The following is a 23,070-nucleotide window of genomic DNA, read 5'->3' as shown; positions in this document are numbered from 1 at the left end:
GGTTCCCTGCGCTTGTTGATTGATGGCACTCACTATAGATTGGCGTTCACGCACTCAATATGGGCGTTTAGCCAAGTGATTAATGCAGCGACGCACTATCAACTCGACTATCCCGATCTGGCCCTGATCCTCGCCTTGGTGCGTGGCGGCTCGCTGGCCCGGGCCGCGCAGTTGTTGAAAGTCGACGTGTCGACGGTATTCCGCGCCGTGCGTCGTCTCGAAGCCGCACTGGGTCAGCAGTTGTTCGAAAAAAGCCGCTCCGGCTATTTACCGACAACTCTCGCACAGACGCTGGCCGAGCAAGCCGAACGTGCCGAACAGGCACTGGAAGCCGCACGTATCGGCGTGGAGCAGGGCGGGGAAGTGGTCAGCGGTACGGTGCGCCTGACCTGCACCGATTCGGTATTGCAGGGTTTGCTGCTGCCGGCGCTGGCGCAGTTCATGCCCAATTACCCAGCGCTGACCATAGAACTGAGCACCTCCAACGATTTCGCCAACCTCAGCCGCCGCGATGCCGACATCGCCCTGCGCCTCACGCGCACACCGCCCGAGCATCTGGTCGGACGGCAACTGGCGAAGATTTCCTACCGGGTCTGCGCCAGTTCGCGCTATCTGCAGAATGTCGATGCGTCGGATCTGGCCGCGCTGAACTGGATCGCCCCGGATGACTTTTTGCCCGATCATCCGACCATCGCCTGGCGTCGCCAGCACTTGCCCGGCGTCACTCCGGGGTATCGCTGCAACAGTATGTTGTCGGTGACGGAGTTGGTTCGTGCCGGCCTCGGCGTGGCGGCGTTACCGGACTTTCTGATCACCGACGGTTTGCAACCATTGAGCGAGCCGTTGCACGGTTACGACACCGCGTTATGGCTGTTGACTCGCCCGGATTGCCGGGCGTTGCGCTCGGTGGTGACGTTGTTCGATGAGCTCGGGCGGGCGTTACGGTTGCCGTGATCAGCGCTGCGGATTCTGGCGCATGTGATCGTGCAGCTCGCTGGTCAGGCTGGCGATGCGTTCGGTGAGGTTTTTGGTCATCTCGGTCAGGCGGGTGTTCTGCTCCAGCAGTTCAAGCAGTTGCGCGGTGTTCTTCGCAGCTTGAGCCTGCCGCTCGGTATTGGCCTGTGCCAGCGCTTCACGGTGTTGTGCATCGGCATCGGCTTGCGCCTTGTCGCGCGCAGCCTGGCGTGTTTGTGCGAGCAGAATCAGCGGCGCGGCGTAGGCCGATTGCAGGCTGAAAGCGAGGTTCAACAGGATGAACGGGTAAACGTCGAAAGTGGTCACGCCAAACACGTTCAGGCAGACCCACAACAGCACAATCAGGGTTTGCGCGCCGAGGAACATTGGCGTGCCGAAGAACCGCGCAAACGCCTCGGCGCGCAGGGCGAAGGTGTCGTTGCCGAAAGTCGTGTTGAGGTGGGCGTGGGGGCGGTGGAAGCGCAGGTGATCGACGGGAGCTGTATCAGGTGTGGCGGGTTTTTCAGTGGTCATGATGCACTCGGCAGGACTTGAGACTGAAGCTCACTATAGTCCTGCATTGCGGCTCATGACCTCTTCGCGAGCAGGCTCGCTCCCACATTGGAATGCATTTTCCCTGTGGGAGCGAGCTTGCTCGCGAAGGCAACGACGCGGTCTACCTGCCTTTAACCCGGCACCCGCTCATTGGCAAACATGCTCACCGCATCCACCGCCTCACTGGCGCCATCACGAATCTGCAAGATCACCGTGCCCGCCTGATTCGCCAACTCGACCCCTTCAGCCGCGCGACCCCGGGTGCCTTCCATGCTCTTGATGGCCTGGCGAGTTTCGCTCTGGATCAAACCGATCATGGTGGATATCTCCGCCGTTGAGCCACTGGTACGTGCCGCCAGTTGGCGTACTTCATCGGCAACTACGGCAAATCCGCGACCCTGCTCACCGGCGCGCGCGGCCTCAATGGCGGCATTGAGCGCCAGCAGATTGGTCTGGTCGGCAATCGCGCGGATCGTGTTGACGATGGCGGTGATCTGCTCAGAGCGCTCGCCCAGTTGCGCAATCAACGTTGAAGATTGGGCAATGTCCTCGGCGATTTCACGCATTTCACTGGCCGCTTGCTGGATCACCTGCGTACCTTGCTCGGCGACTTTTCGCGTCGCCACCGAGATGTGATACGCCGCGCTGGCACTGCGCGCGTCCTGCTCGTGTCGCTCGACCCGGGCGGTGACGTCGGAGGCGAATTTCACCACTTTGCACAAGCGCCCGGCAGCGTCATAAACCGGGTTGTAATTGGCTTCGAGCCAGACGATTTGCCCGCGTTTATCCACGCGTTCGAACTGCCCCTGGAAAAGCTCGCCCTGATTCAAGCGCCGCCAGAAATCCTCATAGGCGCTGCTGTTGACCAGTTCCGGCGTGCAGAACAAACGGTGATGTTTGCCTTTCAGCTCGGCGAGGGTGTAACCCATGCGCGTCAGAAAATTCTGATTGGCCGTAAGAATGCTGCCGTCGAGGTTGAATTCGATGACCGCCATTGCCCGGTCAATCGCCTGCAACTTGGCGTTGGCCTCACTTTCCTGCTGCACCTTGGCGGTCACGTTCATGGCGTACTTGACCACTTTCACCACGCGACCCGAGGCATCCTTGATCGGGTTGTAGCTGGCTTCAAGCCAGATAGGCTGACCCTTGCTGTTGACGCGTTCAAATGTACCGGACTGAAACTGGCCGTTTTTCAGGCGTGACCACAAATCAGTGTATTGAGCGCTACGCCCGAATTCTGCTGTGCAAAAGCGCCGGTGCGGTTGGCCGATCGCTTGTTCGGCGGTGTAACCCATGGTCTGGAGAAAGTTGTCATTGGCACGCAACACCACGCCATCGAGGTCGAACTCGATTACCGCCATCGAGCGATTGATCGCATCGAGCAGGCCGGCTTGTTCGGTGAGGGTGCGCTGAAGATCGTCGACGACGGCTTTGTGGCGATTGAAGAACATGTTCGCAGTACTCTGGAAGTGGGGAAGATCGAGGATTCAGTCCCTATTTCCGCGCCGGCAGACCGAATGCGCGGACGGCATTCGGCGATGACTGCTCAATGCCAGCATTCCATAGCTGGCAGATGGCTACTTATACAAAACTTCATAAAGTTGTACAAGGAAGTAATTATTTGTAAGTTTGTATAACTTTTTAGGCGCTGGCGTTGTCTGTCGCGGCACGGCTCAAGGCCACGCTAATGGTGTTGCGACCCGTGTGTTTAGCGGTGTAGAGCGCTTTGTCGGCATCGTCCAGCCAGTCCAGTGGATCCTTGTACAAGGATTGATAGCGCGCCAAACCGATACTCAGGCCCACTCGCAACTCTGGCACGTGCGGATGACGATACTGCTGCAATGCCTCGCGCAATTGCTCCATCAGCGCTTCGGCCTTGTGCAGTGGCAGGGTCGGCAGGATTACGCAGAACTCGTCACCGCCGTAGCGCCCGGCCAATTCGTACTGATCCAGCAGGCACTTGAGCTCTTTACTCAATTGCCGCAGCACCTCATCGCCGACGATGTGCCCGAAGCTGTCGTTGATCTCCTTGAAATGGTCGATGTCGATCAATGCCAGCGTGGCTTGGGAGTTGTGTTGGCGGCACTGTTTGAATTTCAGGTGCAGCAGGTCTTTCCAGGCCCCGTGGTTGAGCAGGCCGGTGAGGCTGTCAGTACGGCTGAGGGCGCTCAGTGCGCGTTTGTGTTGGGAGAGTTTGATCGCCAGGCGATAACAGACCATGCCCAGCGCCAACGGATACAGGGTGAGCATCGGCAGGCAGGCCCAGACCTGAGGCTGCGTCATCGTCAGACTGAATTTGACGCCGAAAATCGCCCAGCCCAGCAGAACACCGGCGAGTTGCGCGAGGGCGCCGAACACGAACAGACGTTGGCCGCCGGCGGCAACATTGTTCATGGTCATCATCGACAGGATGGTCACGGTGGTTAGCGGGTTGAACTGAAAGCACGCTGCCCAGAAACCGCCGAACATCGAGTCGTATAACAAATTGCGCCGTTCAGCCTGATACGGGAACGCCGAGCGCGTGGAGATCTGGTAAGCGAAGTGCGGCCAGGCGAAACCGTTGAATAACAACAGCGCCCACAGCCATCCGGGTATGTTCAGCGGATACAGCGCCGCAGCGACGCTGAAGAATCCCACGCCCAGACCAATGGCCCTGGGCAGGTAAATGCGCCGGGCGAATGACAAGCCTTTGCCGCGTTGGTTTTCCATGATGCCCTGCGCGAAATTCATCCTGAAATACTTTGCAGTATTTTCTCAGGCTGACCGTTCGTCGGTCGATTGTCGGACATTGTCATTTATTCCAACGGGAATAATCAGTGTCCTTCCGAGCCATTTAATCAGTGACTCGCGCAGGAGAAGGACGATTTAGAGCTGATAGCAGGCCAGAAACATCTCCAGCGCCGATTCGGCGACGGTGTTCTGCATATCGACATCGAGGGCGGCACGGCCCATCGACATCTGCGGCCAGAAGCCGAAGGTCTTGAGCAAGCCTTGTACTTGATGGGCGGCAAACTCCGGGTCGACCGGTTTCAATCGGCCGTCGGCCTGCGCGGCGCGAATCCATACGGTCAGGCCTTCCTCGCGCTCGCCCATGCGCTCGATCATGTTCTGCGCGCGCTCCGGCGAGTGAATGGTGGCGGCAATTGCCACCCGGGCCAGGGTCAGAAAATTCTCGTCGGCCATCAACTGCACTTTGGCCTGGAGCATCTGCCGTAATTGCTCGCGCAACGGCTGATCACGGTTATACACGACCGATTGTTCTGCGCTGATTCGTGCCCACAACTGGTTGAGAATTTCGGCGAACAACTCTTCTTTGCTGGGGAAATGGTTGTACACCGTACGCTTCGACACACCGGCGGTGGCAGCAATCTTGTCCATGCTGGTGATCTCGAAACCGTTCGCGCGGAATTCGGCAATTGCCGCCTGAATAATGGCTTCGCGTTTACGGTCGGTGAGGCGCTGTGGAGCTGTCATAAGTACGCTTCGGCAGAGAAAAGATGAAATTACACTTGGCAGTTTACTTGTCATCCGCTTTGATGCAACCTAGAAACTACACCGAGCAGTGTAATGTTGCGTTAATCCTCGCAATCTAAAAACCAGACAGTTCGGCCTATGCGTGCAGCTTTGGCCATTTATCGTCCCACCGAGGAAAACCGCGAATTGCGCGGTTTTTCTGGAGTCATTCAGTCATGGCCAATCCAGTTTCAATCCCGGATCACACATCCACGCCTGAAGCCTCGCGGCAGCATCAGGGGCTGTTTCGCAATCACGCACCCGTGCAACGCGAAGGTGTGCGCAAAATGCTGCGGATCATGTGGAACATGATTTTCCACAAACCGCGCAACACCCGGCCCGCAGCGCCGATCCCGGTGCAAGCGTTGACCCGGGAAGAACTGCTGGCAGCGCCCAATCACAGCGTCTATCGCCTCGGTCACTCGACCCTTTTGCTGAAGCTGCGCGACAAATTCTTCATCACCGACCCGGTCTTCGCCGAGCGCGCATCGCCGGTGCAGTGGGCCGGGCCGAAACGCTTCCACCAGCCCCCGATCAGCATCGACCAGTTGCCGCCGATCGAAGCGGTGATCCTGTCGCACAACCATTACGACCACCTCGATTACCAGGCCGTGCTCAGACTGGCCGCCAAGACCAACCTGTTCCTGACACCGCTGGGCGTCGGCGACACCCTGATCAAATGGGGCATCGATGCCAGCAAAGTCCGCCAGTACGATTGGTGGCAGGGCGCCGAGATTGCCGGCATCCGTTTCGTCGCCACACCGTCTCAGCACTTTTCCGGCCGTGGCCTGTTCGATGGCAACAGCTCCCTGTGGGCGTCCTGGGTGATGATCGACGGTGACACGCGGATCTTCTTCAGCGGCGACAGCGGCTACTTCGACGGCTTCAAACGCATCGGCGAACAATACGGCCCGTTCGACCTGACCCTGATGGAAACCGGCGCCTACAACGTCGAATGGCCACACGTACACATGCAGCCCGAAGAAACCCTGCAAGCGCACATTGACCTCAAGGGCCGATGGCTCTTCCCGATCCACAACGGCACCTTCGACCTGGCCATGCACGCCTGGCACGAACCGTTCGACCGGATCCTGGCATTGGCGTGGGAACGCAGTATTTCCATTACCACGCCGCAGATGGGCGAGGCGTTTAACATCGCTCAACCGCAACGCGGGGAGGCGTGGTGGTTGGCGGTTGAAGGGGAGAGTGAGGGTGTGGTGCAGAACGCCTGATCAGATGAAGACGGTTCGCGCCTAAGGGGGCGAACCGGTTGTTCCAGAAACAAGCCCTGAAATCTTACGGCTGTAATCAGCCATAGTAGTAACCGACACTTCTCGAAATTTTCCACGAAGTAATTGCTGCAGGTTCTCCAGAGGTATTCCCATTCTTTGTGCGGCTTCAGATTCGCTTATGTCGGTGGACTCGATGAGCGAGATCAATTTGGTCGCGTACTCGGACTTGAGCAGCATCTCGCCTGCATGCTCAAGCTCTAAATCTTGATAAACATTGCCTGTGCTTTCTTCGATCTCGCTCATGTTTTTATCCTTACTCAGCCATCGCAAAATCCCCACGCCCCATCGCTTCCGACGAAACGCCCTGAGAACTCGCACTACGCCCCGGTGCAAACCCGGGAAAGAACACCAGCCCCTGGGCCTCGAACCGGTAAGCCAGCGCCAATCGCGCCGCATCCGCTACATCTTGCTGCGCTTCAAAGCGTTGAATGTCTTCAACCGAAACCTCTGCCTCCCGCGATAGCTGGTCCACGCTCCAGCCCAGCATCGCTCGGGCCTGGACGCAGTGCGTCGGGGTGAACTGGAAAAGGGCAATGCGTTCGAGGATGTGGTTCATCGCAAGAGAGGCCATGGTGTGCTCCGGGCTCAAGAGTGCTGATTGAAAATGTACTGTGTTTTTGTACAGTTGTTTTCGGCCGGGATCAAACGCATTTTTTGATTTGCGCTAATTCGCCGCCTCCAACCAGACGGACGGTGCCTGCCCGAGGATCCGCCGGAACATCGTCGAGAACGCCGCCGGGCTTTCATAACCGAAGTCCAGGGCGATGCGTGTCACCGCTTCACCCGAGGCCAAGCGCGCCAGCGCCAGGACCACGCAAGCCTGCTGCCGCCATTGTCTGAAGCTCAGCCCGGTTTGTTGGCGAAACAGTCTGTTGAAGGTACGCAAGCTTATGTGTAATTGGTCAGCCCAATGCTGTGGCGATTGGTGGGCGTACGGCTGATGCAGAAAGTTCTGACACAGAGAGAGGAGCTTTCCGTCAGTCGGCAGCGGAATGTGCAACGGTAGCGGCGCACTGCGCGTCAATTCATGCAGCAACAGATCAATCAACACACCGTCGCGGCCGCCCAAGTCATAGGTCAGCGGCACTTCCACCGCCTCCATCAACAAATGCCGCATCAACGGCGACACACTGATCACCTGGCAGCGCTCCCCCAAATCCACCGCACCGGGTTCGATGTACAAGCTGCGAGTGCTGACCCCAAGCATCAACACCTCATGCGCCACCCCCGGTGGAATCCACACCGCCCGCTGCGGCGGCACCACCCAGTTGCCGTCATGGGTGCTTACCTGCATCACACCAGTCGCGCCGTACAGCAACTGCGCCCGTCGATGCGTATGAAAAGGCAGCAAGTGACCGTGGGAATAATCCGTACCGATCGCCACCACCGCGCGCGGCGTTTCATCCAGCAGATTGATCGAAACATTGCGCATCAGGCGTTTCCCGGTGGTTGGCGTAAACGCAAACATTATTGGCTGACTTGCTGAGGCAGGCCAAGCGCTGCCGCTCTATCGTCGACCGCTCTCCTACCACGGAAGCCTCGACATGTTCTATTTACTGCTGACCCTCTTCGGCTGCCTGACCGGCATCACCGCCGTGCTGTTCGGCTTCGGCGGCGGCTTCGTCGTGGTGCCGCTGCTGTATCGCCTGCTCACCGCCAGCCACGGCGCCGACGACCCGATCGGCCAATCGGCGATGCACATCGCCGTCGCCACTTCGACCTGCGTGATGATCGTCAACGCCCTCATCTCCACCGACAAACATCGCCGCGCCGGCAACCTGATCCGTCATTACCTGTGGCCGCTGGGTGGGTTTATCGGGATGGGTGCGGTCGTTGGAGCGATAGCGGCGGTGTGGGTCAGCGGCGACGTGATTCGCTACGCATTCATCGGCTACCTCGGCGTGACCATCGTCGATTGCCTGCTGCGACGCGGCTTTCTCACTCAGAACGCAGACGTCATCCCACGCCGACTTGGCGCTACGGAAACTTCCGCAGGTGGTGTAGGCATTGGCGCCATCGCGACGTTTCTCGGTGTAGGAGGCAGCGTCATGACCGTGCCGCTGTTGCGCCGTTGTGGATTGAGCATGTCGCAAGCGACGTCTATGGCCAATCCGTTGAGTGTGCCGGTGGCATTGGCCGGGACGCTGACGTACATGGCGTTAGCCGGGTTCAGTCAGGCTGAATTGGGGGCGTGGTTTGTCGGGTACGTGGATTTGCTGGCGTTTGCGCTGCTGACGGTGGGGTCGCTCATCGGGATTCGCTTGGCCGCGCCATGGATTGGGCGGATCCCGGATCGGGTGCATGCGCGTGTGTACATCGGGCTGTTGCTGATGGTGATGATCAGCATGTGTTTGAGCTGAGCGCGACGGCGCTCGATTCCCCTGCGCAACCTCGACATAATCCGCAACGTTTTATCATGGGCAAAAGCCCAGTCACTCAAGGATGAAAGATGTATCGCGGACTGTTGCGAATCTCCGGCATGTTGATGCTCGCCGGTTTAGTGCTCTCAACCCGGATATGGGCCGAAGACAACAAACAGGTGTACGCCGGCACCCTGGGCAAAGCCGCGATCGTTGTGGAAATCGACACTCGCTACAGCGAGGGTCGTTACTTCTACAAAAAATACCGAAAAGACTTGGCGCTGGACATCAGCAAAGAAGACGATGCGCTGGTGATGGCCGAAGGCGCGGCGATGGATGGCCATTCGCGCCCGACTCTGCGCTTGCAGCCAAAACTCGACGGCTGGAGCGGCGAATGGAGCAACCCGGACGGGAAGATCCTGAAGGTCGAATTACAGCCCGCCAAGCTCCCCGATGTTCCCGTCGGTGCCTTGCCGTATTTCACCGAACTGCATGACAAGAACCCGTACGAGTACCTACGGTTGCAGGGTCTGCAACTTGTAAAAGGCAAAACCGAAACCTTCATGGGCTACACGCTGCAATGGTGGAGCGAGGCGAAGTCGGGGGCTTCGCTGTTTGAAGTGGTATCGGGTTATTCGCCGCAAGCGCGGGAGCGCATCAATCAATATTTAATGGCACGCTTGTGGGGCGAGGTAGACGCACACTTCAGCTGTGCGGGGAGTTACTCGCAATCCAGTCAGCCGCTATGGTTGTCGTCTTCGGTGATGAGTGCGCGCATTTCTACCGAATATTATTGTGGCGGTGCCTATCCGGATCAGAACAATGAATCGCTCAACTTTGATGCGCAAACAGGGAAGTTGCTGACCCTTGAGGATGTTCTGTGGGTGGGGCAGGGCAAGCCCTTTCATTATGTGGAGGGATTGGAAGGCGCCTCTACTGTGTCCTCCGCTGACTATTACAACTACCGCTCCAAAGAATTCTCACCCTGGCTCGTCGCGCAGCTACTAAAGCTTTATTCCAGGGAAATGACCGTCGTTGCGGAAGGCGAAAACGAATGCGGGTACGACGAGCAAGAACCTTGGGCATTCCCATCGTGGTACTTCAGCGCAAACGGCATCACCGTCACGCCGTCGTATCCACATGTCGCCGCCGTGTGCGGATACGTCGAATGGGGCGTGCTGCCTTATGACCTGATCAAACAGCACCCCGGCGGCGTTCCATTGCAATTGCCCTGAGTAAAACTGGATTAGTGCGTCGAAGGGGGTTGGAATCAGTCAGCGTGTTCGCAAGAATATGTTTCTTTTCTGTAGAAATCACATGGGGCCTAGCATGCTGATCTTTAACTGCACCGAAGCCGCCAGCAAATTCTTCAGCCGTGTCCACAAGGGCAAAAAGATCACGCCGGTGGATGCTAAACCGCCGTCCCCAATCATTGAAGATGATGAGTCGAACGGCGCTGACGAGCAGTGGCTGGTGCACGCGATAACGGTACAACGCAAGCATGTGTTGCTGGTCATTCACGTCCAGACCCGCTATTGCCTGATTTTCGCTGATGCGAAAAAGGCTGACACAGAAGACTTTGTTGATCGATTTGTGGATCGTTGGGTCAAGGGGATAGTGATCAACGCACATCATCATGACCTCGGGCAGTGGCTTAACCCTGAGTTGATGTTGGCGCGGCTGAAACAGACTTGTGAGCATCAACGGTTCTATCGACGTAGTCATCGCAGCGCACAAAAACACATTGATGAGATTGCATGGATGTTTCAGGACAAGGTCGCCCATACGGGATCTTTGCCGCCGGATGAAATCACTGCGATGGTTTTTGACGAGCAAATGAATGACACCCCCAGGAACAGCAAGGGCGCCAAGTCTTACTACTTTCCGGATGAGGAAATGGCGCTTCACTGGCTGCGTCACTACTGCTTTCTCGATGACGTCCAGCTTCATGCTGCCAAGGAGCGTCGCCAACAGATGGCTCGGGAAATTGCGGCCCTTGAGCACGAAGCCTGGCTTAAAAAGTACGAGCAAGAAAACTCGAATAGTTAAACCGTCCCCGCCATAATCCGCAGCGTATTTTTCAGCGCCGGCGCCTGTGTGCCGACGCGACCACCGACTCCTTCAAGGATTGATTCATGCTCAAGGGACTGATGCGCCTGGCGCCATATGCCGCGGCGCTGTTCACACTGATTTCCACTGCCCATGCTGAAGATGGCCGGCGCGTATTTACCGGCACATTGGGCAAGACGGCGATTGTTGTTGAACTCAACACCACACAGCAGGACGAAGTCACCGGCCGCTATTTCTACGAGAAATATCACCGCGACCTGGCACTCAGCGGTTCGCTGCAGGACAGCACGCTGAGCCTCGTCGAAGGCAATAACCGCTACGGTGACGACAAGCCGCTGCCGACCTTGAAGCTGGAAGAAACCCGCAGCGGCTGGCAGGGTGAATGGCAAAGTCCGCAGGGCAAAAAGCTGCCGGTGAAACTCACCGAGGCCAGACTTCCCGCGCCCACCTCAGCAACTCTGCCGTTCATTGCCGCACTGCCATACGGCGAGCCTTACGAGTATTTGCGCCTGCAGGGACTCAAGCTCAAACCGGCGAAGAAAGAAAACTTCATGGGCTATGACCTGCAGTGGTGGACGGAACCTGAGACAAAGATTTCGCTGTTCAGCGTGGAGTCCGGATTATCGAAAGATGATCAGCAACGGGTTAACCAGCAGTTGCTCGGGCGCCTCTGGAATGAAGTCATCAGCTATCACGGCTGCCAATTACAGGGCGGGGAGAACGTGGAGTTCATGCAGCAGGCAGAACCGAAAATGATCTCGCCAGCCGTGGTCAGCCTGAATATCTCAACCAGCTATTACTGCGGCGGCGCGCATCCCGACTTCGGCGATTCCCCTCTCAACATCGATGTAAAAACCGGCCACCCATTGTCACTCGAAGATGTCTTTTGGGTAGGTAAGGGCACGCCGATTTTGCATGCCGAGCGCGACAGCCTGGGCGACAAACCGCTGAGCGAGGCCGAAAGTAACGCGCGCTATCAGTACGTAAGCAAAGAGTTGGTACCTTGGGTAATCAAGCAATTCACCGCCCTGTACCCCACAGAAATGAAGACACCGACGGGAGATGACGACTGCAACTTCCAGGATGAGAGCATCTGGGGCACTTCACCTTGGTACTTCACCGAGAAGGGCTTGTACCTCGGCGCCTACTTCGCTCGCGTGCAACGCTCTTGCGATAGACCCGACTGGTCGATCCTGCCGTACTCACTCGTCAAACAACACCCCGGCGCCGTCAAACTGCAACTGCCCCAAAGCTAACCGTCACTCCAGACCCGGCGCTTCACGAATAATGAAGTGATCCAGGTTCTCGATATTGGCATTGAAGACCTCGAAAGGCTTTTCGGGGGTCTTCTTGCCGGGCACCTGCTTCAACTCCGGCGTCACCCCATAGAAGAAACAGAACAACGCCTTTTCGCTATCCACCGCGTGCTTGATCTCCTCCAGAAACGCCTTGCGCTTGCGGTAGTTGTCGATCAGCTTCTTGTTCAGATAAACGCTGACCGGATACGGCTTCTTCTTACTGTCCTCGGGCTTCTTGAACCAGACCTTGTCTTCGAAATCGATACGAAAACTGGCACTGTGGAAGTCCTCGATCTTCTTGATCCGCCCCCAGTAAATCAGCCCCTTGTTGTCCGTCAGATACTCAACCTTCTTGAAGAACGAACTGTACGGCGCCGAATGCTCGCCGACCTTCAACGGCATTCGCTTGAGCAACTCCTTGTCCGCGAAGTTGGAAACAAAACACTCCACCGGATGCGCAAACACACTGGTCTTATCCGGCGCCGACTCTCGACTCGCTGACTCTTTACCACTCTCCGCCGTCACCCGCACCGGATCATCCCGCAACACATCCGCCACCCCCGCTGGCGCGACAGGCTTGCGCACATACTCACGCCGGGTCAGCAACAACTCCGATGGGAAGTGTTCCTCACGCCCGTCATCCACCTCACCATCCGCCGTCTCAATGCCAGACGCTGAAGCCTTCAAACTCACATACGGACAACCCGCCACATGCTGCGTCGTGGGCAGATTCTTGAAGTGCGGCGTGCGCACGTAATTCACATTCTTGGCGTTGAACGTGCCCAACTCGTTGGAAGCCTCGAACGCCGAACGACAGGCATCGTTGGGGCACAGGAAGTGTTCCTTCGCGGAGTCGAACGCCACCGTCTCATCGAAATTGAGATCGCGAACATCATAGATCGACAACTTGTCGTCGAGGCTGAGGCAGTAGGCGAGATCGAATTTCATGGTGGGGCTCGGATCCTTGAGTGGGGGATGGGTATTAATAGCGGGAGGCGGCGCGGGTTGCACTGATTGTTTTCAAGATGATGCGGGATTTGTGAGAGCCAGCCTGCTGGCGATTCTCGGCATCGACACAATGTCGAATCCAGACACCCGCCCGGCAGCAACACGTTTCAATTGTGGTGAGGGGATTTATCCCCGATGGGCAGCGGAGCTGCCCCAAGGACTTTTGGCCACAAAAAATCCGCTGCTTGAAAATTCAAACAGCGGATTCTGAAAACATCAGCTTCCACGCAACAATCGCGAAGCCTTACGCCACCAGGACTCATGACGATTAAACGGATCATTCGCCAACAAACAAGGCATATCCCGCAACCGAATCCACGGCTCATCCTGCCAGTGCAACGTACTCAGCGACATCTGTGGCCAACTCAAAACACTCAGCGTCGGCCGCTCGACAGAACGTGTCGGACGAGCATCACGCAGCGTTGGCACAACCTGAAGCGTCACCCACTCACGAAGCTGTCGGTACTCAGGGCAGTAGTGATAAATCAGTAAGGCATACACGCCGGACTCACTTACCATCCACTGTTCTTCCGTTTCGCCGAAAAGCTCCACGCACATCAACTGACGCTGATCAGCATCGAGTTTGCGCAGCTGGCGCTCATCAAGATGTTTACCCATCAACCGCCCTAGATCATGGACGCAGAACCACACCTGGTTCTCAACCAGAACGGCATGCAGGTGCGTTTTGTTGCGAGTAAATCGAGTCGGTAAAAGTGGCTCAGACATGGCGAGCCTCCGGGGTCGGAAGCGACGAGGGCGTTGTACGGGTACAGCGATTCACCTTCATCATGAAGGTTTGATATTCAGGCATTTCCATTTACCTCTGGCTGCTTTCTTAGGGCATTCGTTAGGGTGTCGGGAGCTAAGAAACCCACCAGAGACGGGCCGGACATATTCCCCTTTCGGGTCTTGTATTCGCCCACTCCCGACATAACGGGATTTTTCGCAGACGTAGAGAAACCGCAGACGAAAAAAAGCCGCATGACTGTCGGGTGCGGAGAACCGCTCTGGTTTGTAGAGTTTCTTAGGCTCGGATCTGAGGGTAGGGGCATCAGGGATGGTCGTCAACCAGCGACTTTTCCTACTGGTCCTGAGGCGAAAGGAAACCTGGACAAAGATGCGGAGTAAATTATGCTGTGTTTATATCCAGTGTTTGATCGCCATCGAATCCCGCAGCTCCCACATCCGTGTAGCCATGACTCATCTCACGGAATCCAGGAAATTTCATTTACTTTGAAGTTTTGCGGGCTAGAATGGTGACCATTCGTCACAGCTTTGACCCAGAGGAATTTCGGGCTCATGAATCTTTTTGAAACACCGTCTTTTGAATCCTTGAGCGAAACAACCTCGGGTTCGTACGAGCCTGATACCCATCCCGTGACTGACCTAGCGCTGCTGCATAAGCTCCTAGAGATCTATGATCAAGGGCAGTTGGCCGAAATTCTAAACGACGTAAGCCCTAGCCACTGGTGTCGCGAAACCATCAATCGCTGGATCAAGGGAAAGGCTTCGCCGAAGCTCTCTCACATTGAATTCACTCGTCTGAAGGATCTGTTGCCCAAGCGGTTAAACCACAAACCTTCATTTACCTTTATCGATCTCTTTGCCGGCATTGGCGGCATCAGGAAAGGGTTTGAAGCCATCGGTGGCGAGTGCTTGTTCACATCCGAATGGAACAAGTACGCCGTTAAAACGTACAAAGCGAACCACTATTGCGATCCTGCCCGTCATCGCTTCAATCTCGATATCCGCTCGGTCACGCTTTCAGACAAGCCAGAAATCAGTGACGAGGAAGCCTACAAGAACATTGATCGCGAAATTCCTGACCACGATGTTCTGCTGGCAGGATTCCCTTGCCAGCCGTTTTCTCTTGCAGGTGTATCCAAGAAGAATTCCTTGGGTCGTAAGCACGGTTTCGAATGCGAGACCCAAGGCACTCTGTTTTTCGACGTGGCGCGCATTATTGCCGCGAAACGTCCGGCCGCGTTCTTGCTCGAAAACGTGAAAAACCTGAAAAGCCATGACAAGGGCAATACCTTCCGGATCATCTGCGAAGCGTTGGATGAACTGGGCTACGAGGTTGCAGATGTAAATGCGCCAAAGGGATCAGATCCGAAGGTCATTGATGCCAGGCATTTTGTGCCACAGCATCGTGAGCGAATCGTGCTGGTCGGTTTCCGCCGTGATCTCAATGTTCATCAAGGATTCACCCTGCGCGACATCAGCAAGCTCATACCAAAGCAGCGACCTAGCTTTGGTGATCTGCTCGATAAGGATGTGGACGAGAAGTACATCCTCACCCCGAAGCTTTGGGATTATCTTTACCGGTATGCCGAGAAGCATCGTGAGAAGGGTAATGGCTTTGGCTTTGGTTTGACTCGTCCAAACGACGTGGCTCGTACGCTGTCGGCGAGATACCACAAGGATGGTTCGGAAATACTGGTCGACCGTGGGTTTATGGATACCCTGGATTTCAACAGTGAATTGAATCAGCTCAATCGCCCACGCCGATTGACTCCGAATGAGTGCTCGCGCCTGATGGGTTTTGACAAGCCGGGGGAAAGCAAATTTGTAATCCCTGTATCCGACACCCAAGCGTACCGCCAGTTTGGTAACTCTGTGGCAGTCCCGGTTTTTGAGGCTGTAGCACGGTTGATGAAGGACCGGATATTGGCCGCGAAGGAAAAAAACGCAGAAGAGGAAAGGCCGCAGTTGGAGTTTGCCCTTCCAGAGTAAGCAGAGGCATATCTATCCAAGGTTTGGAGTAATTTTTCTCGTCGACTCCATCCATCAATGCACTAGATAGCTCAAAGCGAACCTTGAGCTTGAAGTCGCTAGGGGTATACAAAGGAGCTGAGCTATCGAGTGCATGGAGGTGAGGCTTGGTCGATGTTGTAGATGCCGTAACCCGATCTCGAATGATGTCTGGCATTAAAGGTAAAAATACCAAGCCAGAGGTTTCGATTCGCAGGGCTTTGCATGCCCGTGGGTTTCGCTACCGCATTCACGTCAATAATCTCCCCGGTAAACCTGATCTGGTTTTACCTAAATACAAAGCTGTGGTGTTCGTCCACGGCTGCTTCTGGCATGGACATACCTGTCGATACTTCAAAATACCCCGGACGCGTCCCGATTTCTGGATGGAGAAAATCGAAAAAAATCGAACCAGAGACAGATTTCAGGAAATTGCACTCTTGAGTGATGGTTGGCGAGTGCTCATCGTTTGGGAATGTGTAATTAGGTCAATGGACAAAAAAAAATCTATGGTATTGATTGACCAGATAGCAGAGTGGCTGATAAACGGTAATGAATATTTACAGATAGATGAAACCGTATGTTCACCGACCGTATCAGTGACTATTTCGAAGGCGTAGCTGCCAAATATTTGAGCGCCGTGGATGCTGATCCAGGCTCCTCCAACCAACACGAAATAGGAGGCCTTCCAGCCGCCGGATTTAAACAATATTTAGGCGCGCCAGGCAAAAATGAGGAGTATCGATTCAACGCGAAGCAGATCTACGTTACGGATGAGTCTGTAGCACCAGATTTCTGCGATGGGTTTGTTACTTGGTACGACTGTCGGAGAAAACAACCACATCGTAGTTCAGAGTTCCGACTTTATTATAATAAAAGCGCAGTAACTGAGTTAATCGACGAAGGCGATTTTCTGCTTGTGGCAAAAATGCGGGACGGGTCGTTACTAATGATCTTCACTCCAGCAGGTACATCGGTTGAAAGTCAACTCAGGCTTCTCTTTGGTCTCCGTGATGTTGACGAAAAGTTTACCGCAGGAACTTTAGATTCTGTACAGCTTCTTCTGCCACTCAGACTCATGCTTGAAGATCTAGGAATTGAAGTAAGTCAGTGTGAAAGGGATGATGATGTTTGGCTTGAAAAGTTAATCAATTCATTCGGCGGTACTAAGTTTCCTAGTACATCAGTATTTTCTAACTATGCTAGAAAAACTATTGGGCAAGAGGTCGATCCTATAAGTTATCCAGATAAAGCGATTCTTTCTTGGATGGAGCATGAAGAAAAACTTTTTCGGATCTACGAACGGCACCTAGTTCAACAGAAGCTTGTGATTGGTTTTGGCGAGTTTGGCGACGACGTTGAAGAATTTATTAGTTTCTCCCTGAGCGTTCAGAATCGAAGAAAATCTAGAGTGGGTCACGCATTTGAAAGCCACTTGGAAGAGATTTTTCTTTTAAATGGTTTGCGCTTCCAGCAGGGACGAGGCAAAGGATTGACAACAGAAAATAATTCTAAGCCTGATTTTATTTTTCCTGGTTTTGCGGAGTATCACGATTATTCATTTCCCGCAGGAAAATTAGTTATGGCTGGCGCGAAAACAACTTGTAAAGACCGATGGAGGCAGGTGTTGAGTGAGGCTAATCGTGTTTCTGAAAAACATCTGATTACTCTGGAGGCTGCAATTAGCGACAGTCAAACGATGGAGATGAAGTCGCGTGGGTTACGACTTGTAGTTCCTCAGGATATTCAGGCGACCTACTCTATCGTTCAGCGTGATTGGTTAATGTCGCTAGAAAGTTTTATAGATTTTGCGAAAATGCAGAATTTATAGAGTAGAGTTTTTTTCGATTTAAGTGGAGTCGAATAGTGAGTGCGAGAACATCAATTAATGGACTAAAAGTTGTTACTACTGTACCGATTCAGCCACATGCAGGGAAAGTCACAGATGCGTTGTCACGTATCGGATATAAAATTGAAGAGGCAATTGCAGATTTGGTCGATAATTCGATCGATGCAAGTGCGACGAATATACTCATTCGCTTTGTTCATGATGGGTCGGAGATTAAACGTATAGTACTTGCCGACAATGGATTGGGGATGAGTAATGAAGAGCTTCTTTCAGCTATGCAGTTCGGTTCTACCCGCGAACGCAGCCCTCAAGCATTGGGAAAATTTGGAATGGGGTTGAAGACCGCCGCGTTAAGTCAAGGCCGGAGTTTAACTGTAATTTCAAAACAGGCGGAGCAGGTCGTTTCGTGCCGCTGGACCACAAAATCGATAGCGGCTGGATGGAACTGTGAGTTGCTCGACTCTGAAGGAGCTGCAATGTGGATGGCCGAAATCCAGTGGCCGTTTACAATCGGTGGTAGCGGCACTCTCGTCATAATTGATGAGCTTGACCATGCACTTATCCAAAGTAAGTCGCTAGAAGTGGTCTTGCAGCGATTGCAAAAAAAACTAAGTGTTCATCTTGGTTTGGTTTTCCATCGATTTATTGATGCAGGCGTAAAGCTTTACATTGATGCGGCAAATATGATTGACGGTGGCCAAGGTTTTGTCGTTACGGTTGGAAGTCTTAACCCGTTCAGCTATCCCATTACGGGTGAAAAGAACTACCCTTTACAGGTGTCTTTACACGTCACCGAGCTTCAGACAATAAACTGCATCGCACATATCTGGCCGCCTAATCAAATTAGTAGTGGGTATTTATTAGGCGGTACAAATGTTGCCACGCGGCAAGGCTTTTATTTTTACAGGAATGGGCGGCTAATTCAGGCAGGGGGGTGGAATGGCTGGAGGGAAAATAACGCAGATCATCATCTATCTTTGGCCCGTGTTGAAGTCGAGCTTTCACAAGAGTTTGACGCCGAATTTCGTCTTAATGTGCAAAAGTCTGCGCTTGATGTACCTGATTATTTTAGGATGGCACTAGTCTCAAAAGATGGGGCCATGGATCAATATTTAAGATGCGCGGAAGATGTTTATAGAAAAACTGTCGACGTTGACAGAGTTTTTATTCCCGTACCTGGCAGGGGATTTGGTGTTGCAGTTAGAAGGAAAGCGTCAACTTACCTTGCTGGCCAAAAATCACCGAGAACTGAAGTAAATATTGTTTGGGCTAAGTTGCCGGAAGACAGATTTTTTAGGATTGATCGTTCAGCTTGTAATGTTGTACTCAATGCTATGTATCGGCAAGTTCTATTAAAAGGAACATCCGCTAGCCTAAATGATGCTCCGACTATAAAAATTCTACTTTTTTTGCTGCTTCGCGATGATCTATTAAGAGAACGTGAAAGTAAGCGTTTCACTGCGCGACTTGAAGAGATTAATGAGCTCCTGATGCTGGCAGTGAATGAAGAAAATTCGAGGATGGCTGAATGAATCCGATAGCTCAACAAGGCTCCCGGCACATCGGGTGGGAAGATTTGCGTGTGCGAATCCAAAATGGAATTCCATTCGTCCACCGTATTCCTTCTATCGATGGCCTCGCCCCCGCAGTAGATATCTGGGTTTCGGAGTTCGGTAAAGAGCTGGCGTTGAGAGTACAGTGCTATGGCGTTGTGAAACCAAAAGAGTCGCCTCTAGAAGAAATTAAAATAGCAATGGTACATACGCTGGAAGGAGTCATGTTGGAAGTTCGTACAAGTACTCTTTCGCTTTACCAGGAAATGTATGGTTTTTTCGTTTCTGTTGCGGATAAGATACAGTTGAATGGAGTTTTACCCATAGCTGCTGTTGAGGAAACTCTTGAGGGATGGCGGGAGCTACTGAGGACTCGTACAAGCCTTAGTGAAGAGGTGCAGCTAGGGTTGCGCGGAGAGCTATACTTTCTTCGAATTCTCATTAAAAAACTTGGCGATGAAGCGCTCAGCGCATGGGTTGGTCCGCAGAGGCAGCCTCATGATTTTCGCTTTGGAAAGAAAGAGTTTGAAGTAAAAGCGACTAGTGGGCCAAGGCATGCTCATATCATCAACGGGTTTGCACAGTTGCAACCATCCTTGGAACATGATCTGTTTGTGTTTTCACTCAGGTTTGCACCCTCCGGTCTCAATTCTGGCACTACACTTTCTGAGGATATTTATCTAACTAGAGATCTTCTGAGCAATGATGTGAGACTAAATCTAGATATAATTTTGCGAGAATACTTTAGCTATCGCCCAGAACATTCTTCGTTCTATCCTAAGCGACTACAATTAGTGAACTCACCGTTGGTTATACCCGTGGATGAACGGTGTCCGAAACTTAATGATGATTTATTATCTGATGTACCTCATCGTGAAAGGATAAAAGATATTCGGTATTTTGCGGATTTTGAAGGTCTCGGATTTCGAGAGGGAATGCCAAGTTATTCTCTCCTGTTTGAAAAGTAGTCTTAGTTCGTTTAGCTTTTATTAAGGAAAATAAAACTATGAATTTGATAAGCGTAATAACTGATACTTTGGGTGGTATGGCTAGCGCGCCAAAAAACTTGATATTGGCACTCAATTTTAATTCTGAGGCGGAAGAGTCAGTTGAGTCGATTTTTAAAGAGTATATAAGTTCCATTCCGTCATCCGCACCTGTATTTATCCTGTTCAGTAGAAAGCTTAGTTTCTGGGATTATGAATCTGCAGCGGCGTGGATAACAACAACTCCTAAAAATACAAGGGAGCGACGGGCGCTAATTTACAATCTGCTGAAGCTTGATGATGAATTAATTCAGATATTTAATGATAGGTTTCCACCCAATCTTGCCTATGAAGCTCCGATTGTTATCGCTCAAGAGCATAAGCCTTGGTACGATTCCGATAGACAACAGAGTCGATCATTCTACCGCGATGCTTATTCCAAATATTTAAGGGAACGCAAGGGGTGGAGTCAAGATCAAGTAAGTGATTTGGAGGAAAGTACCAGGTTAGTAACCGAAAGACTATCAGACCCAGAGGCGAACGAGATCTTTCCCGTAAAGGGACTAGTAGTTGGTTATGTGCAGAGCGGTAAAACTGCGAATTTCACTGGTGTTGTTGCTCGAGCGGCAGATGCAGGGTATCGGCTAATAATTGTACTTGCGGGAACGATGAATATTCTACGCGCCCAAACACAGCGTCGGATCGATCGCGAGTTAATTGGTAAGCCGTTTATTACTGCTGAAGATGAGGTTGGTTATGCATCTGATCTTCATAGTTTTATTGATCATGGAAGTTTGCCCTCTGATTTTGGAGGGTTCGACTGGCATCGCCTTACAAATATAAGCGGTGACTATCAGCGGTTGAGACAAGGTATTCAATCTTTGGAGTTTCGTAGGGCGGATAAAACTAAACCATTCAATCATCCCGACAACCTTCATGTTGAAGATGTTAGGCTGCTAGTTGTAAAGAAGGTCCCCGCCGTACTGAAAAAAGTAGCGGATGATCTTGATTCGATTAAGTCAAGGTTGGCAGATATTCCAACTTTAATTATTGATGATGAATCGGATCAGGCTTCGGTCAATACCAAGAAGCCAACTAGAAAGGAGGTGGAGGAGCGAACTGCTACTAACTCCGCAATTGTTTCGCTCTTGCAGCAATTGCCGCGAGCTCAATACGTTGGTTATACTGCAACTCCTTTTGCTAATGTTTTTATTGACCCTGATAACGAAGAAAATCTTTTCCCTCGTGATTTTATTATTAGCTTGTCGCGACCTAAAAACTACATGGGCGTCGCCGATTTTCATGATCTGGATCGCCTTGACAAAAGTGTCGCTGGGCCGAATGAAAAAGCCTATGTGCGTGATGTAGTAGGTGATGATGTATCCGCTGAAAATTTACCACGAGCTATAGATTCTTTTATCCTTAGTGGTGCCGTAAAGTTATTTCGGCAAAGTATTGATCCGGCGCTCTCTAAGAATTACCGGCACCATACGATGCTTGTGCACGTATCACACTTAACGAAGCATCATGATGCAATAGCGGGAGAGGTAGAGCGCTGCCTTAGTAAGGGAGGATATATGTCGGGCAGTGCTTGGGGGCGTCTTGAGTCTTTGTGGGTCTCTGACTATTCTAAGTTTTGCAGTGATGAAGACGGTTACCCAGCACCGAAAAGCTTTAGTCAAATCAAACCATTTCTGGGAGATTGCTGGAGTCGATTGTCAGAAGGTTCAAAAAAAGTACTTGTGGTAAATGGTGAGGCTAACGATAACCCAGATTTTGAAAGTGATAGTATCTGGAAAATTATCGTCGGCGGGGCCAAGCTTTCTCGGGGGTATACAATCGAAGGATTGACAGTTAGTTACTACCGACGTCGTGCAGCGGCAGCAGATGCATTGATGCAGATGGGACGTTGGTTTGGATTTCGCGATGGCTATCGCGATTTGGTTAGGCTTTATATCGGGCGTGAAGAGGTAGCGGGTAAAGGTACTATTGATCTTTATGAAGCATTTGAAGCAGTTTGTCGTGACGAAATGGAATTTCGCTCTGAATTGAAGAGATACGCTAATCCCAAAACCGGAATTCCGGTACTTCCAATTCAAGTTCCTCCGCTCGTACCATCGCACTTGCTACGCCCAACAGCGACTAACAAAATGTATAATGCCGTTGTGACTTTCAAGAATTTCTCAGAGGAATGGAAAGAGTCGACGCTAGCACCAACGAATTCCTCTCATGTCAAATATAACCAAGTTTTACTCGAGCGACTTCTCGCAAATGCCAAATCTGGCTTTGGGGAAGGAGTGCTATCTATCTCAACCTCTGACGAAGGAAATAAAGATTATAAGTCTAGGTGGGCTACTCTCTCATCAACGGACATGGTCAATTTTTTGAAAGCGTACAAGTGGTCTGCACAAGGCGTTCTGGAAAGGGAGATCGCGTTTCTTGAGGATAAAGCGAATAAGACAAATGTTGAGCAGTGGCTTTTTCTTTATATAGAAGGGCCAAAAAATAGCGTTGCATATAAAATTCTAGGTCAGAATTTTAACTCGTATAGACGCTCTCGCGTGGAGGGAGGTTCGGAGAGGTTTAATGCTTATTCTGAAAGCTGGCATCGATATATCGCCAAATATTTATGCGGCCTCGGTGAAGGAAAATCGAATAACTCGGTTACTCAAGAATTACGCTCATCTAAACAGGGGGTATTTTTGTTCTATCCTACAATTGATAAAAACAATTCTGCTACTAATATTACCCCTGGCTTTGCGCTCCAGTTTCCACATAATGACATTGAAGCAAAGATTCGTTTTGGCGTAAAAGTCGCGGATAAGCCAGAAGATTTAACGGTTGAGATTAGCTGCTAGTTTTATGTGCCTCGCGCAGT

General features: G+C 52.5%; 20 protein-coding genes and 2 pseudogenes. 12 read left to right on the top strand and 10 right to left on the bottom strand.

What is annotated here, in order from left to right:
- Positions 1 to 12 precede the first annotated feature (12 nt).
- Entirely contained in the window at positions 13 to 954 is a 942-nt protein-coding gene (locus ACM6JQ_RS12755; RefSeq protein ID WP_414893936.1) for a LysR family transcriptional regulator, read from the top strand.
- Here the strand turns inward: ACM6JQ_RS12755 and ACM6JQ_RS12750 are convergent, their stop codons facing one another.
- The 5 genes and pseudogenes from ACM6JQ_RS12750 to ACM6JQ_RS12730 form a co-directional block, all read right to left on the bottom strand.
- Positions 955 to 1,488, bottom strand: coding sequence for a DUF1003 domain-containing protein (locus ACM6JQ_RS12750; protein ID WP_414893935.1), 534 nt, complete (start codon positions 1,486 to 1,488; stop codon positions 955 to 957).
- A gap of 152 nt (positions 1,489 to 1,640) precedes the next feature.
- A pseudogene (locus tag ACM6JQ_RS12745) lies at positions 1,641 to 2,078 on the bottom strand (methyl-accepting chemotaxis protein); the annotation flags it as partial.
- A gap of 108 nt (positions 2,079 to 2,186) precedes the next feature.
- Positions 2,187 to 2,870, bottom strand: a pseudogene (locus tag ACM6JQ_RS12740) (PAS domain-containing protein); the annotation flags it as partial.
- 280 nt (positions 2,871 to 3,150) lie between these two features.
- On the bottom strand, positions 3,151 to 4,218 hold the full coding sequence (locus tag ACM6JQ_RS12735; protein WP_414893942.1) for a diguanylate cyclase: 1,068 nt from the start codon (positions 4,216 to 4,218) through the stop codon (positions 3,151 to 3,153).
- 156 nt (positions 4,219 to 4,374) lie between these two features.
- A complete protein-coding gene (locus ACM6JQ_RS12730; RefSeq protein ID WP_095112228.1) occupies positions 4,375 to 4,983 on the bottom strand; it encodes a TetR/AcrR family transcriptional regulator in 609 nt (202 codons plus the stop codon).
- A 215-nt stretch (positions 4,984 to 5,198) separates the two neighbouring features.
- On the opposite strand from ACM6JQ_RS12730, the gene ACM6JQ_RS12725 reads away from it, so the two are divergent.
- Positions 5,199 to 6,254 (top strand): MBL fold metallo-hydrolase, encoded by a 1,056-nt coding sequence (locus tag ACM6JQ_RS12725; protein WP_414893934.1) that lies wholly within the window; start codon positions 5,199 to 5,201, stop codon positions 6,252 to 6,254.
- Between the two features lie 21 nt (positions 6,255 to 6,275).
- Here ACM6JQ_RS12725 and ACM6JQ_RS12720 read toward each other — a convergent pair whose 3' ends face one another.
- The 3 genes from ACM6JQ_RS12720 to ACM6JQ_RS12710 form a co-directional block, all read right to left on the bottom strand.
- A complete protein-coding gene (locus ACM6JQ_RS12720; RefSeq protein WP_414893933.1) occupies positions 6,276 to 6,557 on the bottom strand; it encodes a helix-turn-helix domain-containing protein in 282 nt (93 codons plus the stop codon).
- Positions 6,558 to 6,567: 10 nt separating this feature from the next.
- Positions 6,568 to 6,885: an XRE family transcriptional regulator gene (locus ACM6JQ_RS12715; protein WP_414893932.1), complete on the bottom strand. Its 318-nt coding sequence runs from the start codon at positions 6,883 to 6,885 to the stop codon at positions 6,568 to 6,570.
- Between the two features lie 93 nt (positions 6,886 to 6,978).
- A complete protein-coding gene (locus ACM6JQ_RS12710) occupies positions 6,979 to 7,746 on the bottom strand; it encodes an AraC family transcriptional regulator (protein ID WP_095112225.1) in 768 nt (255 codons plus the stop codon).
- Positions 7,747 to 7,858: 112 nt separating this feature from the next.
- Here ACM6JQ_RS12710 and ACM6JQ_RS12705 point away from each other — a divergent pair, with 112 nt between their 5' ends.
- The 4 genes from ACM6JQ_RS12705 (at position 7,859) to ACM6JQ_RS12690 (ending at position 12,000) form a co-directional block, all read left to right on the top strand.
- Entirely contained in the window at positions 7,859 to 8,674 is an 816-nt protein-coding gene (locus ACM6JQ_RS12705) for a sulfite exporter TauE/SafE family protein (protein WP_414893931.1), read from the top strand.
- Positions 8,675 to 8,763: 89 nt separating this feature from the next.
- The gene (locus ACM6JQ_RS12700) at positions 8,764 to 9,909 is read left to right on the top strand and encodes a hypothetical protein (protein WP_414893930.1); all 1,146 of its coding nucleotides are present in this window, start codon (positions 8,764 to 8,766) and stop codon (positions 9,907 to 9,909) included.
- 94 nt (positions 9,910 to 10,003) lie between these two features.
- Entirely contained in the window at positions 10,004 to 10,723 is a 720-nt protein-coding gene (locus ACM6JQ_RS12695; protein ID WP_414893929.1) for a DUF6933 domain-containing protein, read from the top strand.
- An 86-nt stretch (positions 10,724 to 10,809) separates the two neighbouring features.
- Positions 10,810 to 12,000 (top strand): hypothetical protein, encoded by a 1,191-nt coding sequence (locus tag ACM6JQ_RS12690; RefSeq protein WP_414893928.1) that lies wholly within the window; start codon positions 10,810 to 10,812, stop codon positions 11,998 to 12,000.
- A gap of 3 nt (positions 12,001 to 12,003) precedes the next feature.
- Here ACM6JQ_RS12690 and ACM6JQ_RS12685 read toward each other — a convergent pair whose 3' ends face one another.
- Positions 12,004 to 12,990 (bottom strand): hypothetical protein, encoded by a 987-nt coding sequence (locus ACM6JQ_RS12685; protein WP_414893927.1) that lies wholly within the window; start codon positions 12,988 to 12,990, stop codon positions 12,004 to 12,006.
- A gap of 276 nt (positions 12,991 to 13,266) precedes the next feature.
- The gene (locus tag ACM6JQ_RS12680) at positions 13,267 to 13,776 is read right to left on the bottom strand and encodes a Bro-N domain-containing protein (RefSeq protein ID WP_414893926.1); all 510 of its coding nucleotides are present in this window, start codon (positions 13,774 to 13,776) and stop codon (positions 13,267 to 13,269) included.
- A gap of 573 nt (positions 13,777 to 14,349) precedes the next feature.
- Here ACM6JQ_RS12680 and dcm point away from each other — a divergent pair.
- The 6 genes from dcm (at position 14,350) to ACM6JQ_RS12650 (ending at position 23,050) form a co-directional block, all read left to right on the top strand.
- Positions 14,350 to 15,786: a DNA (cytosine-5-)-methyltransferase gene (gene dcm, locus ACM6JQ_RS12675; RefSeq protein WP_414893925.1), complete on the top strand. Its 1,437-nt coding sequence runs from the start codon at positions 14,350 to 14,352 to the stop codon at positions 15,784 to 15,786.
- 146 nt (positions 15,787 to 15,932) lie between these two features.
- Positions 15,933 to 16,424, top strand: a complete 492-nt coding sequence (locus tag ACM6JQ_RS12670) for a very short patch repair endonuclease (RefSeq protein WP_414893924.1) — start codon at positions 15,933 to 15,935, stop codon at positions 16,422 to 16,424.
- The gene (locus ACM6JQ_RS12665) at positions 16,385 to 17,635 is read left to right on the top strand and encodes a type II restriction endonuclease (protein WP_414893923.1); all 1,251 of its coding nucleotides are present in this window, start codon (positions 16,385 to 16,387) and stop codon (positions 17,633 to 17,635) included. Before ACM6JQ_RS12670 ends, ACM6JQ_RS12665 begins: the two co-directional genes overlap by 40 nt.
- A gap of 35 nt (positions 17,636 to 17,670) precedes the next feature.
- Positions 17,671 to 19,185 (top strand): ATP-binding protein, encoded by a 1,515-nt coding sequence (locus ACM6JQ_RS12660; protein WP_414893922.1) that lies wholly within the window; start codon positions 17,671 to 17,673, stop codon positions 19,183 to 19,185.
- Positions 19,182 to 20,174 carry a PD-(D/E)XK motif protein gene (locus tag ACM6JQ_RS12655; RefSeq protein WP_414893921.1) on the top strand — a complete coding sequence of 331 codons (993 nt, stop codon included), beginning with the start codon at positions 19,182 to 19,184 and terminating at the stop codon, positions 20,172 to 20,174. Before ACM6JQ_RS12660 ends, ACM6JQ_RS12655 begins: the two co-directional genes overlap by 4 nt.
- Positions 20,175 to 20,212: 38 nt before the next feature.
- Positions 20,213 to 23,050, top strand: a complete 2,838-nt coding sequence (locus tag ACM6JQ_RS12650; protein ID WP_414893920.1) for a Z1 domain-containing protein — start codon at positions 20,213 to 20,215, stop codon at positions 23,048 to 23,050.
- Positions 23,051 to 23,070: the final 20 nt, after the last annotated feature.

Source organism: Pseudomonas sp. IT-232MI5, assembly GCF_949767845.1.
Taxonomy (GTDB): Bacteria; Pseudomonadota; Gammaproteobacteria; order Pseudomonadales; family Pseudomonadaceae; genus Aquipseudomonas.
The sequence above is the reverse complement of the archived record's forward strand: the minus strand, read 5'-3'. Positions and strand labels throughout refer to the sequence as shown.